Source organism: Paenacidovorax caeni (assembly GCF_001298675.1).
Classification (GTDB): Bacteria; Pseudomonadota; Gammaproteobacteria; order Burkholderiales; family Burkholderiaceae_C; genus Paenacidovorax; species Paenacidovorax caeni.
On record NZ_CYIG01000013.1, the window covers coordinates 72,484 to 85,430 of the forward strand.

Below are 12,947 nucleotides of genomic sequence, written 5' to 3' on the forward strand. Positions count from 1 at the left end.
GTCGTTCTCAGTCCAAGTGCGGGGGCAGGCGGGGCGGCATGTCGTTGCGACCATGGCGCTGGCGCCACTGCTGCCAGGCCAGGCGCAGGTGCTGGCGGTCGGACCACAGCGGCGGCAACGCCAGCAGCAGCAGCGCCAGCGCCAGCGGCACCACGCAGATAAAGCCCAGGTATTTGAAGCCAGCCGCGCCCAGCAGCCCGCCCGCCAGAAACATGCCCAGCAGCCCGGCGTGCAGCGCCAAGCGCTGGCGGTTGGCATGCACCTGGCGCTCGGGCGGGGCGCCGCTGCGGTTCCAGTACAGCGCCTTGCCCATCTCGATGCCCAGGTCGGTGACGGTGCCGGTCACGTGCGTCGTGCGTATTTGCGCCGACGACATCTTGGCCACCACGGCGTTCTGCAGCCCCATCAGGAAAGCCAGCAGCAGCACGGCCAGCGGCACGGCGAACGGCGTGGGCCAGCTCAGCGTGATGGCGCCCACCAGGCCGAACAGAAGCAGCAGCACGGCCTCGACCAGCAGCGGCAGCGCGTAGGTGCTGCGCAGGCGCCGGTGGCGCGCCCAGTTGACCATGATGGCGGTGGTACCCGCGCCCGACATGAAGGCCCACAGCGCCCCCAGGGCGCCGAGCACCAGCTTCATGTTGCCGAGCACGAAGTTGTCGGCCAGCATGGCGACGATGCCCGTCATGTGCGAGGTGTAGATGTGCACCACGAGAAAGCCCCCCGCATTCACCGCCCCGGCGTTGAAGGCCAGGAGCAGGCCCAGGGTGCGGTTGCTGGCCACCGTGCGGCGGGAGCCCATGAGATGGCGCAACAGGCGCATATCAGCAGAAGATGCCGTGCGGATCGAACGCCTGAAGCACCCGCGCCTGGACGGCGGCAGCGGCAGGATCTTGCGGATCAAAATGGCCACCAGCGCCCTTTTCATCAGCGCCAGAAGCTCTGAAAAGCATAGCACTGCCCCCCATGGCAACCGCCGCTGCATGCAGCGCCGGGCCGTACGCGGGCGGCGCCTGCACCCAGCGCAGCGCGCCGTGCCACTCGACCAGCGGCGCACCCACGCCCTCCGGCAGCGCCAGCACGCCGGCGGTATCGGGCACCGACAGGCGCCACAGCGCCTGGCCCGGGGCGCGCTGCGCGAACCAGGGCAGGCGCTGGTCGCGGCAGGCCTGCCAGTCGGCGGCGGCTGTGCCGTCCTGCCGCTCGCCGCCCAGGGTGCGGCAGGCGGCCTGCACCGCCGCCTGGGCGCCGCGCAGGCGCAGGTACAGCGTGCCCTGCCCGCCCTCCTCGACCCAGCAGCTGGCATTGAGCGGCAGCGGCTGGCCACACCAGGCGTTCAGGCGTGCCAGCGCCTCGGCCTGCGTGCAGGCAAAGCGCAGCGTGGCCTCGGCCGGCGCCACGGGCAGGACCTTGAGGCTGACCTCGGTCAGCACCCCGAGCCGCCCCCAGCTGCCGGCCATAAGGCGCGAAACGTCGTAGCCCGCCACGTTCTTCATAACTTGGCCGCCGAAGCGCAGCAGCTCCGCCCGGCCATTGATGAGCTCCACGCCCAGCACGTAGTCGCGCACGGCGCCCACGCTGGCGCGCGCCGGGCCCGACAGCCCCGCTGCCACCATGCCCCCCACAGTGGCGCCGCTGACGTAATGCGGCGGCTCGAAAGGCAGGCACTGGCCGTGGGCGGCCAGCAGGGCCTCCAGCTCGGCCAACGGCGTGCCCGCGCGCGCCGTGACGACCAGCTCGCTCGGCTCGTAAGCCACGATGCCGGTGAGCGCGCGGGTATCGAGCGGCTGCCCCGCCAGGGGGCGCGCGCCGTGAAAATGCTTGGTGTCGCCACCGCGCACGCGCAGCGGGGTTTGGTCGGCAAGGGCAGCGCGCACGCGCTCCTGGGTCTGTGCAAGGGCGGAATCCATGGGCAGGATCGTAGCGCCTGCGCAGCGCACCTAGGACCAGGAGGGGCAGACACGACAGCTTGCGCCACGTCAACCCCGGGGCAAGCCGGGTACGGGCCGCCGCAGCGGCCTCCCATAATGCGCCGCAGCGCTGATGGGGCAAGCGCGGACAGCCATCAAAACGACCACCCCTTGGAGACTGGAAACCAGTGGACGACACCCCGCCCGAGCAAGCCCCCGGCATGCGGCAGCTGCGATTTGCCGATGGGCTGGAGCACATGTTCCGGCGCTACCACGCCGATGCGTTCCTGGCGCGCATGCGCTGGTCGCTGCTGGTGGCGGCAGCGGTGTTCTTGCTTTTTGCACTGCTTGACGCCATCAGCCTGCCCGAGCCCGTGCGCACCCAGGTGCTGGCGCTGCGCCTGGGCTTGATCATGCCCACGCTGGCCCTGGCCGGATTCGCCACCTACCTGCCCCGGCTGCGCCCCTGGCTGCAGTGGACCGCCAGCGCGGCGTCGCTGGTTTGCGGGCTGGGGGTGGTCGGCATCATCGGGGTGGCGCGCGCACACGCCTTTCCCTTGCCCTACGAAGGCATCATCCTCGTCATCTTCGCGGTCTACTTCCTCACCGGCCTGCGCTTCATGCCGGCCATGCTCTGCGGCTGGGTCACGTTCGTAGCCTACCTGGGCATGGAGATGCTTGCCGGCACGCCTGGCCATGTGCTGCTGTACAACGCCTTCTTCGTGGGCTCGGCCAACCTCATCGGCACTGCGGGCTGCTACTTCCTGGAGTACGCCGTGCGCCAGCACTTCCTGTCGCAAAGGCGGCTGCAGGAGATGGCGGAGAAGGACTTCCTGACCGGACTGCTCAACCGCCGCGCCTTCAGCGCCCGGGCCGCAAGCACCTGGCGGCAGGCCCAGCGCGAAAAACATGCGGTGGGCGTGGCGATGATGGATGTCGATTACTTCAAGCGCTACAACGACCATTACGGCCACGCCGCGGGCGACGAAACGCTGCGCCAGGTGGCCCAGGTACTGGGCCAGCACGCACGCCGTCCGCTGGACATCGTGGCCCGCTATGGCGGCGAGGAGTTCGTGGGCCTGTGGTACGACCTGAGCGCGCAGGACATGCAAGCGCTCCTGGAACGGGTGCGCGCCGGCGTCGCGGCGCTGGATCTGCCACATGCGGCCTCGGATGCCTCGCCGCGCGTCAGCATCAGCATCGGGCTGGCCTACCTGCAGCCCCAGCCCGGCGAAGGCATCGAGGATGCGCTGCGACTGGCTGACATGGCGCTTTACCAGGCCAAGGAGCAAGGGCGCGACCGCGTGGTGTGCAAGCAGCCGCAGGGGCCAGGCTCCACGGGCTAGAAGAGCCCCCACGCTTGCCCCCACGCGCCTGGCCGCTGCCCCCAGAGGGGGCGTTATTGCCTGGGGGCGGCCCGGGGGCCATAAAAAAACGCGCCGGGATGGAAACCATCGCGGCGCGTTAACCGAGGAGCAACCGTGTCAGCGGGTGTAGGCCGTCTCGCCGTGCGAGGAGATATCCAGGCCCTCGCGCTCGGCCTCTTCGGAGACGCGCAGGCCCACGAGCAGGTCAGCCGCCTTGTAGGCAATGAATGCCACCACGCCCGACCAGACCACCGTGACCAGCACGCTCTTGACCTGCACCCAGACCTGCGCACCCATGGCGAAGGTGTCGGGCGTCAAGCCACCGGTGCCACCCAGGCTGGGGGCGGCGAACACGCCCGTCAGGATGGCGCCGACGATGCCGCCCACGCCATGCACGCCAAACACGTCGAACGCATCATCGGCACCCAGCATGCGCTTGAGTCCGCTCACGCCCCACAGGCACAGCGGGCCAACGACCAGGCCCATGACGATGGCGCCCATCGGGCCGACGAAGCCCGCAGCCGGTGTCACGGCCACCAGGCCCGCCACTGCGCCGGAAGCTGCGCCCAGCATCGAGGCCTTGCCCTTGTGCAGCACCTCACCCGCCAGCCACGACAGGGTGGCCGCCGCCGTGGCCAGCACGGTGTTGATGAAGGCCAGGCCAGCGGCGCCGTTGGCCGCGCCAGCGGAGCCGGCGTTGAAGCCGAACCAGCCCACCCACAGCAGCGATGCGCCCACCATGGTCAGCGTCAGGCTGTGCGGCGTCATGGCTTCCTTGCCGTAGCCGATGCGCTTGCCCACCATGTACGCGCCGACCAGGGCGGCGATACCGGCGTTGATGTGCACCACGGTGCCACCCGCGAAGTCGAGTGCACCATCCTTGCCCAGCAGGCCACCGCCCCACACCATGTGCGCCATGGGGATGTAGCTGAAGGCGAACCACAGCACCGAGAAGATCAGCACAGCGGAGAAGCGGATGCGCTCGGCGAACGCGCCCACAATCAGCGCCACGGTGATGGCCGCGAACGTGCCCTGGAAGGCCACGAACACGTACTCGGGAATCGTCGGCAGCACGGCTGAGAGCGTGTCTGGCGCAATGCCCTTGAGGAACAGCTTGTCGGCGCCACCGATGAACAGCCCCTCGCCGCCGAACGTGAAGCTGTAGCCGAACAGGGCCCACAGCACGCTGATGAGCGAGAAGACCACAAACACCTGCACCAGCACGGACAGCATGTTCTTGGAGCGCGCCAGGCCGCCGTAGAACAGTGCCAGGCCAGGAATGGTCATGAGAATGACCAGCAGCGTGGAGGTGAGCATCCAGGCGGTGTCGCCCGAGTCGAGCTTAGGCGCGGGCGCCGCAGCCGGTGCCGCCTCGGCGGGCACGGCATCGGCCGCCTGCAGGGGGGCTGCGGCAGGGGCGGGGGCGGCCGTTTCGGCCGGTGCGGCCACGGCGCTGGGCGCGGCGGCGGACTCAGGCGCCTGGGCCAGGGCCAGCGGCACCGAAGCCATCAGCCCAAGCCCCAGCAACAGGGAGGCAAGCAGTTTTTTCATGGCAAATCCTCGTGTTCTAGCGTTCTGGAATGGGCGGCGATCACAGCGCGTCCTGGCCGGTTTCGCCGGTGCGGATGCGGATGACCTGCTCCAGCGCGGAGACGAAAATCTTGCCGTCGCCGATCTTGCCGGTGCGCGCGGCGCCCTCGATGGCTTCGATGACGCGCTCGACCAGCGCGTCGTCCACCGCGGCCTCGACCTTCACCTTCGGCAGGAAATCGACCACGTACTCGGCGCCACGGTACAGCTCGGTGTGGCCCTTCTGGCGGCCGAAACCCTTGACCTCGGTCACCGTGATGCCCTGCACGCCGATGTCGGAGAGCGCTTCGCGCACTTCGTCGAGCTTGAAGGGCTTGATGATGGCAGTCACCATTTTCATGACGGGATCCTCCTTACAGGGTCTTGCTCAGGGTGACGATCAGGCGCGCCTTGTTGCCGTCACCGAAGAAGTCCTTCTTGGTGGCACCCGCCACCGCCGCGCCCAGCGACACGCCGTCGCCGAAGTCGTAGCCTACGCCCACGCTGTAGTCCACGTAGTTGGGCACGCCCTGGTCGCGGATGCCGCTGGCAAATCGCGTGTAGCCCACCGCCGCCTTCAGCGTGGTTTTGGGCAGCACCTCGTGGGCAAAGGCCAGGTTCAGGTAGCCCGTGTTGCGGCCCTTGGCGCCCGTGCCAGCCCAGCCGAAGTAATCCTCCGACACGGTGTGCGAATACTTGGCCGTGAACGGGCCGTAGGTGGCCGCGCCGTACAGCTCGGTGGTGTTGCCCGTGCTGTTGCCAGGGTAGACATAGGTGAGCGCGCCCAGATCGAGGTCGAAATCGCCGGCCTTGAATTTGTAGCCGCCGTAGAAATCCACCTCCAGCGAATTGCCGCTGAGCCAGTCGACGCTGGAGTTCCAGTTGCCCACGTACCAGCCCGAGTCGCCGAAGGCGTAGTCAAAGCCGCCCTGCAGCGCAGGCTTGACCGCCTTGGTGCGGCTGGCGTCCTGGTCCTGCCCACGAAACTTGTAGTTCGTCGTGAGGCTGACGTTGGCGCTCAGTTGTGCGCTGGCCAGCAGCGGGGCGGCAGCCACCAGGGCGACGCCCAGGGCCTTGAGGGATACGTGGTTCATGGTCACTCCTGTAGTAAAAACTTGTTGCGCAAGCTCTTCAGCACAGACCATGCCAAGCATGCTGAATGGAGCACGTTTTTGGCATTAAAGGCTTATGCAGAAAGCGCTGGCAGCTATCGTTTTTGCACTCCTGCAAGCACCAATTGGCGCCGGGCCCGTGCACCGCGCAAAATGCGAGGCACCAGGGCGCACCATGACGAACGGCCCCGCCCTGGCCCTACACTCCGACAACGCACCGCTTTGGTGCAGCCCTACAGGGAGAAGCCTTCATGAGTCTCGCTTTGGTGCAAAGCCGTGCCTTGCTGGGACTGGCCGCACCCGCGGTCACCGTCGAAGTGCACCTGGCCAACGGCCTGCCCAGCTTCACGCTGGTCGGCCTGGCCGAGGTCGAAGTGAAGGAGGCACGCGAGCGCGTGCGCTCGGCGCTGCTCAACGCCGGGCTGGAGTTCCCGTCGAACAAGAAAATCACCGTCAACCTCGCCCCTGCAGACCTGCCCAAGGACTCGGGCCGCTTCGATCTGCCGATCGCACTCGGCATCCTTGCGGCCAGCGGGCAGATCGATGCGGCCCGGCTCGAGGGCTGGGAGTTCGCGGGCGAGCTGTCGCTGTCCGGCCAGTTGCGCCCCGTGCGCGGTGCGCTGGCCACGGCCCTGGCGCTGCGCCGCCAGCAGGAAGGCGCCCGCCTGGTGCTGCCACCGCAAAGCGCGCAGGAGGCCGCGCTGGTGCCTGGCACAGCCATCTACGGCGCCGCGCACCTGCTGGACGTGGTGCGCCAGTTCCTGCCCCCAGGCAGCACGCCGCCCGACGCTGGTGAGAATGGCGGCTGGCAAGCCCAGCAGCCCGCCCCGCCGGCGCCCGAGGCCACAGGCCCCGACCTGGCCGACGTGAAGGGCCAGGCCGCCGCCCGGCGTGCGCTGGAAATCGCCGCCGCCGGCGGCCATGGGCTGCTGCTGGTGGGGCCACCCGGTGCGGGCAAGTCGATGCTGGCGCAGCGCTTTGCCGGGCTGCTGCCGCCCATGCAGGTGGAGCAGGCGCTGGAGAGTGCGGCCATCGCGAGTTTGGCGGGGCGCTTTACGCCGGCGCAGTGGATGCGGCGCATCACCGCCAGCCCGCACCACAGCTGCAGCGCCGTGGCCCTGGTCGGCGGGGGATCGCCCCCGCGGCCCGGCGAGATCTCGCTGGCACACGAAGGCGTTTTGTTTCTGGACGAGTTCCCTGAATTCGCCCGCAGCGCCCTGGAGGCCCTGCGCGAACCGCTGGAGAGCGGGCGCATCACCATCGCGCGCGCGGCGCAGCGCGCCGAGTTCCCCGCACGCTTCCAGCTCGTGGCTGCCATGAACCCCTGCCCCTGCGGCTTTGCGGGGTCCTCCCAGCGCGCCTGCCGCTGCACGCCCGACCAGATCGCGCGCTACCAGGGCAAGCTCAGCGGGCCGCTGCTGGACCGCATCGACCTGCATGTGGAAGTGCCCGCGCTGCCGCCCGAAGAACTGCTGGGCACCCCGCCCGGCGAGCCCAGCAGCGCCGTGCGCGAACGCGTAGCCCGCGCGCACGAGCGCGCGCAACGGCGCCAGGGCAAGGCCAACCAGGCGCTGCAAGGCCAGGAGCTGGAGCACATGGCCGCCCTGGATGACGCGGCCGCGCGCTTCCTGCAGGCGGCCGCGGCACGCCTGGCGTGGTCGGCGCGCAGCACGCACCGCGCCCTCAAGGTCGCCCGCACCATCGCCGATCTGTCAGGGAGCGAGACCGTGGGCGCAGCCCATGTGGCCGAGGCCGTGCAGTACCGGCGCGCACTGCGCAATGCGCCAGCGTGATGCCCGCCATCGCCCCTTTCCCCCTCTTGTCTGACTCCTTCCAGGAACCCTTATGAAAAACCTCAGCATCGGTACCCGCCTCGGTGGTGGCTTTGCCCTCGTCCTGCTGCTGATGGCCCTGATGACGGCCTTCGGCGTATGGCGCCTGCAGACGGTGGCGCTGGCCACCAACGACATGACGCAACAGCCTCTGGCGGTGGAGCGCATGATCAGCGACTGGTACCGCTACGTGTACAGCGCGGCGCGGCGCACCTCGGCCATCGTCAAGAGCACGGACCCGTCGCTCGGCCAGTTCTTCGCGGCGGACACGGCCACTTCCACGCGCGAGTCGGCCGAGCTGCAAAAGCGCATCGAGGCATTGCTCACCAGCGACGAGGAAAAGGCCCTGTGGGCCGACATCCAGAAGGCGCGCGTGACCTACCTGTCCTCGCGCGACCAGGCCGTGAAGGCCAAGGCCGCGGGCCAGGCGGAAGAAGCCGAGCGCCTGCTCACCCAGGTGTACCTGCCCGCCACGGACAAATACGTGGCGCTGATCCAGCAGCTGCTGGACATGCAGCGCGCCAGCATCGACGCCACGGCGCAAGGCATCAACGCCACCTACGTGCAAAGCCGGCTCTGGCTGATCGTGCTGGGCGTCCTCGGTGTCGCAGCGGGCACGCTCTGCGCCTGGTGGCTCACGCGCGGCATCACACAGCCGCTGGCGCAGGCCGTGCAGGTGGCGCGCGCCGTGGCCGCCAACGACCTGACCAGCCGCGTGCAGGTCGACACGCACGACGAGACCGGCCAGCTCCTGCAGGCGCTGCAGGAGATGAATGCCAGCCTGTCGCAGGTGGTGGCGCGCGTGCGCTCGGGCACCGACGGCATCGCCACGGCGTCCAGCCAGCTCGACGCAGGCAACCAGGACCTGTCTTCGCGCACCGAGCAGCAGGCCAGTTCGCTGCAGGAAACCGCCGCCTCGATGGAGCAACTGACCAGCACCGTGCGCCAGAACGCCGAGAACGCACGCCAGGCCAACCAGCTGGCCTCTTCCGCGGCGCAAACGGCCACGCAGGGCGGCCAGGTGGTGGCCGGCGTGGTGCAGACCATGGGCGCCATCAACGCCAGCAGCCACAAGATCGCCGACATCATCGGCGTGATCGACTCGATCGCTTTCCAGACCAACATCCTGGCGCTGAACGCGGCCGTGGAGGCGGCGCGCGCAGGCGAGCAAGGCCGGGGCTTTGCCGTGGTGGCTGGCGAAGTGCGCGCGCTGGCGCAGCGCAGCGCGGCCGCCGCCAAGGACATCAAGGGCCTGATCGGCGACTCGGTCGCCAAGGTGGCGGAAGGCTCGCACCAGGTCGAGGCAGCCGGCCGCACCATGGACGCCATCGTGCAGAGCGTGCAGCGCGTGAGCGACCTGGTGGCCGAGATCACCGCCGCCAGCCAGGAGCAGAGCGCGGGCATCGAGCAGGTGCACCAGGCCATCACGCAGATGGACCAGGTCACGCAGCAAAACGCCGCGCTGGTGGAGCAAGCCACTGCGGCCACAGGCTCGCTCAAGGCGCAGGCCGGCCAACTGGCCCAGGCGGTGAGCGTGTTCCGCATTGATGGCGTGCAGGCCACGTCCGCCGCCGCGCCCGCGCCCATGCGCCGGCCGGTACCGGCCGCAAAGGCCGCAGCGGCCAAGCCCCCAGCCGCCGCCGCAGCGCGCCCCCTGGCGGCACCCGCCCGGCGGCCACACCAGCGCCTACGGTGGCCCCGGCGACCGCACGCCGCGACGACGACGCCTGGGAAACCTTCTGAGCACCCGGCGCTGGCGGGCCTGCTCACCCCGCCCGATTTGCTGCGTTATTGATAGCTTGCAGCGCTTACTCAGCAAGGGCTGGCGCCCTAAATGCCGTTAAATAGCGGCGCGCGAGCCGCGCCGGACTGAACGCCCGGCCCGGCGCCCAGCGCCGTGCCCCCTGGGCCGCTACACGCCCAGGTACTGCCGCCGCGCCGCGGCGTCGCCCGCCAGCTGCGCCATGCCAGCGCTGTACACGATGCGACCCTGCTCCAGCACGCAGGCGCGGTCGGCCACGGCCTCGGCGAAGGGCAGGTTCTGCTCGCTCAGCAAGATGCCGATGCCCTGGGCCTTCAGCGCGCGGATGGTGCGCGCCATTTGCTGCACGATGACCGGCGCCACGCCCTCCGAGGGCTCGTCCAGCAGCACCAGCAGCGGCTGGCCCATGAGGGTGCGCGCCACGGTCAGCATCTGCTGCTCGCCGCCGCTCATGCGCCCGCCGGGGCGGTCGGGCATTTCACCCAGGTTGGGAAACAGCGTGAACAGCCGCTCGGGCGTCCACAGCGGCGCGGGCGTGCCGTCGGGCCAGTGGCGGGGCTTCTGGCGGCCGACCTCCAGGTTCTCCAGCACCGTGAGGTCGGTGAAGATGCGCCGGTCCTCGGGCACGTAGCCCAGGCCGCGCCGCGCGATGGCGTGCGGCGGCTGCCGGTCGATGCGCTGGCCCAGGAATTCGATGCGCCCGCTGCGCCGCTCCAGCAGGCCGGCAATGCCCTTGAGCGTGGTGGATTTGCCCGCGCCGTTGCGCCCCATCAGGGCCACCACTTCGCCGGGCCCCACGCTCAGCGATACGCCGTGCAGGATGTGGGCCGCGCCGTACCAGGCGTGCAGGTCCGTCACCTCCAGCAAGGGTGTTTTTTCTGCCAAAGCCTTGCTGGACAAGCGCAAGGCGCTATCGTTTTGATTCGTCATGCCGACTCCAGCGCCAGCCCCGTACCCAGGTAGGCGGCCTGCACCCGCGCGTCGTCCTGGATCTGCTGCGGCGTGCCCTCGGCCAGCAGCTGGCCGCGCACCAGCACGGCCACGCGGTCGGCCAGGCCGAAGACCACGTCCATGCTGTGCTCGGTGAACAGCACGCCCATGTGCCGTTCGCGCGCGATGCGCTGCACCAGCTGCATGAGCGCCAGGCGCTCGGCCGGTGCCATGCCGGCGGTGGGCTCGTCCATCAGCAGCAGCGCCGGGGCGTGCGCCAGCGCCATGGCCAGCTCCACGCGCTTGACGTCGCCGTAGGCCAGCGCGCTGCACGGGCGCTGCGCCTGGGCAGCCATGCCCACCTGCTCCAGCAGCGCCAGGGCATCCTGCGGGCGGTGCGCGTCGGCACGACGCCACCAGCGCCAGGCGTGCCGGTCGTGCGACAGCAGCGCCATCTGCACGTTCTGCAGCACGGTGAAGCTGGCAAAAGTCTGCGCGATCTGGAAGGTGCGCCCCACGCCGCGCCGCCAGACGGCGCGCGGCGCCAGGCCGGTGATGTCCTGCCCCTGCAGCAGCACGCGCCCCGCATCGGGCAGGATCTGCCCGCCCACCAGGTTGAAGGTGGTGCTCTTGCCCGCGCCGTTGGGGCCGATCAGCGCCAGCAACTCGCCGGCCTGCAGTGCGAACGACACGCCCTGCACGGCCTGCACGCCGCCGAAGGACTTGCGCAGCCCCTGGACCTGCAGCAGGCTCATGGCGCGCCCTCCTGCGCTTTGTTTTTGATAGCTACTCGCGCTTGCCACATCTGCGCAAACCCCGAAATTCCTTGAGGAAACAGCAGCACCAGCAGCAGCATGATGCCGCCCAGCAGCGCGCGCCAGTAGTCGGTACTGCGCGCCACGGTGTCGTGCAGCCAGGTGAACACGCCCGCACCCACCACCGGCCCGGCCAGCTGCTGCATGCCACCCAGCAGCACCATCACCAGCCCGTCCACCGAGCGCGACACGCCCAGGGCATCGGGCGCCACGCTGCCCTTGGAGAACACGTACAGCGCCCCCGCCAGACCGGCCAGCAGCCCCGCCACCACAAAGGCGGCCCACTGCACGCCGCGCACGTCGATGCCAATGGCGTCGGCCCGCAGCGCCGAGTCGCGCGCCGCGCGCAGCGCCCAGCCCAACGGCGCAAACAGCATGCGCCGCAGCAGGTAAATGCCCGCCACGGCCAGCGCCAGCACCAACCAATAGAAGCCCGCGCCCTGCGCGGCCCACTGCGGCGGCCATACGCCGGTGATGCCGTTGCTGCCGCCGGTGAACCCGTCCCACTGGTAGGCAATGGCCCAGGTGATCTGTGCGAACGCCAGCGTGAGCATGGTGAGCGACACGCCCGACAGGCGCACGCAGAACCAGCCGTACACCAGCGCGCCCGCCGCCGCCACCAGCGGCCCCAGCAGCAGCGCCGTGCCCATGGGCCAGTCCAGCCAACGCACCAGCAGCGCCGCGCCGTACGCGCCCATGCCGAAGTACGCCGCATGGCCAAACGAATGCAGCCCGCCCGGCCCCAGGATGCAATGCAGGCTGGCGGCGAACAGCGCGGCAATCGCGATGTCGGTCAGCAACACGGTGGCGTAGCTGCCCGGCTCCACCGCCAGCGGCAGCAGCGCCAGGGCCAGCACCAACGCGCACCAGGCGGCCGAGGCACCCTGCCCCGCCCGGCGCAGCGGCGCCTCGGGCGCGCCCACGCCGCGCGCCACGGCCTGCGGGCGGCCCATGAGGCCCCAGGGCCGCCAGATGAGCACGGCCGCCATCACCAGGAACTCCACCACCAGCGTGAGCCGGGGAAAGGCCACCTCCACCCCAGCGACCTCGACCACACCCAGCCAGATGCACACGGCCTTGAGCTCGGCAATCACCAGCGCCGCAACGAAGGCGCCGGGCAGCGAGCCCATGCCGCCCACCACCACCACCACGAAGGCGGCGCCGATGGTGAGCATGTCCAGCTCCAGGCTGGCAGGCTCGCGCGGCAGCTGCAGCGCGCCGCCCAGGCCTGCCAGCAGGGCCCCCAGCGCGAACACGCTGGTGAACAGCCAGGCCTGGTTCACACCCAGCGCACCGACCATCTCACGGTCCTGCGTGGCGGCGCGCACCAGCGTGCCCCAGCGCGTGCGCGTGAGCAGCAGCGTGAGCAGCACCAGCACCAGCGGCCCCACGGCGATGAGGAACAGGTCGTAGGCCGGAAAGCGCCGGCCCAGCAGGTCCACCGCGCCCTCCAGGCCCGGCGCGCGCGGGCCGAACAGCTCCTCCGGCCCCCAGAGCCACAGCGCCGCGTCCTTGATCACCAGCACCAAGGCGAAGGTGGCCAGCAGCTGCAGCAGTTCGGGTGCGCGGTAGATGCGGCGCAGCAGCAGCACCTCCACCGCCGCGCCCAGCAGGCCCACGGCCAGCGGCGCCAGCAGCAGCGCCGGCCAGAAG

General features: G+C 70.1%; 10 protein-coding genes and 1 pseudogene. 3 read left to right on the plus strand and 8 right to left on the minus strand.

Translation table 11 applies throughout. The features are described 5' to 3' along the window. Nucleotides 1-7: 7 nt before the first annotated feature. Nucleotides 8-820, minus strand: a complete 813-nt coding sequence (locus tag BN2503_RS07985; RefSeq protein ID WP_054256121.1) for a YoaK family protein — start codon at nucleotides 818-820, stop codon at nucleotides 8-10. Nucleotide 821: 1 nt separating this feature from the next. Beyond that, on the minus strand, nucleotides 822-1,907 hold the full coding sequence (gene glcE / locus BN2503_RS07990) for a glycolate oxidase subunit GlcE (protein ID WP_054256122.1): 1,086 nt from the start codon (nucleotides 1,905-1,907) through the stop codon (nucleotides 822-824). Nucleotides 1,908-2,128: 221 nt separating this feature from the next. Here glcE and BN2503_RS07995 point away from each other — a divergent pair, with 221 nt between their 5' ends. Next, nucleotides 2,129-3,253, plus strand: coding sequence for a GGDEF domain-containing protein (locus tag BN2503_RS07995; RefSeq protein WP_074930210.1), 1,125 nt, complete (start codon nucleotides 2,129-2,131; stop codon nucleotides 3,251-3,253). A gap of 138 nt (nucleotides 3,254-3,391) precedes the next feature. Here the strand turns inward: BN2503_RS07995 and BN2503_RS08000 are convergent, their stop codons facing one another. The 3 genes from BN2503_RS08000 to BN2503_RS08010 are packed head-to-tail and all read right to left on the minus strand — an operon-like array spanning nucleotide 3,392 to nucleotide 5,937. Beyond that, on the minus strand, nucleotides 3,392-4,825 hold the full coding sequence (locus BN2503_RS08000) for an ammonium transporter (protein ID WP_054256124.1): 1,434 nt from the start codon (nucleotides 4,823-4,825) through the stop codon (nucleotides 3,392-3,394). 40 nt (nucleotides 4,826-4,865) lie between these two features. Further along, entirely contained in the window at nucleotides 4,866-5,204 is a 339-nt protein-coding gene (locus BN2503_RS08005) for a P-II family nitrogen regulator (protein ID WP_054256125.1), read from the minus strand. A 13-nt stretch (nucleotides 5,205-5,217) separates the two neighbouring features. Next, on the minus strand, nucleotides 5,218-5,937 hold the full coding sequence (locus tag BN2503_RS08010) for a TorF family putative porin (RefSeq protein WP_054256126.1): 720 nt from the start codon (nucleotides 5,935-5,937) through the stop codon (nucleotides 5,218-5,220). A gap of 269 nt (nucleotides 5,938-6,206) precedes the next feature. Between BN2503_RS08010 and BN2503_RS08015 the strand changes: the two genes are divergently transcribed. Together BN2503_RS08015 and BN2503_RS08020 are read left to right on the plus strand one after the other, a co-directional pair. Continuing rightward, the gene (locus tag BN2503_RS08015) at nucleotides 6,207-7,748 is read left to right on the plus strand and encodes a YifB family Mg chelatase-like AAA ATPase (RefSeq protein WP_054256127.1); all 1,542 of its coding nucleotides are present in this window, start codon (nucleotides 6,207-6,209) and stop codon (nucleotides 7,746-7,748) included. Between the two features lie 52 nt (nucleotides 7,749-7,800). Continuing rightward, a pseudogene (locus BN2503_RS08020) lies at nucleotides 7,801-9,530 on the plus strand (methyl-accepting chemotaxis protein). 169 nt (nucleotides 9,531-9,699) lie between these two features. Here the strand turns inward: BN2503_RS08020 and BN2503_RS08025 are convergent. The 3 genes from BN2503_RS08025 to BN2503_RS08035 all read right to left on the minus strand — a co-directional run. Further along, entirely contained in the window at nucleotides 9,700-10,479 is a 780-nt protein-coding gene (locus BN2503_RS08025) for an ABC transporter ATP-binding protein (RefSeq protein WP_054256128.1), read from the minus strand. After that, nucleotides 10,476-11,234, minus strand: a complete 759-nt coding sequence (locus BN2503_RS08030; protein ID WP_054256129.1) for an ABC transporter ATP-binding protein — start codon at nucleotides 11,232-11,234, stop codon at nucleotides 10,476-10,478. The genes BN2503_RS08025 and BN2503_RS08030 overlap by 4 nt, the downstream gene beginning before the upstream one ends. After that, nucleotides 11,231-12,947: ABC transporter permease (locus BN2503_RS08035; RefSeq protein ID WP_054256130.1), on the minus strand; the 1,717-nt coding region annotated here is incomplete at its 5' end. The genes BN2503_RS08035 and BN2503_RS08030, both read right to left, overlap by 4 nt.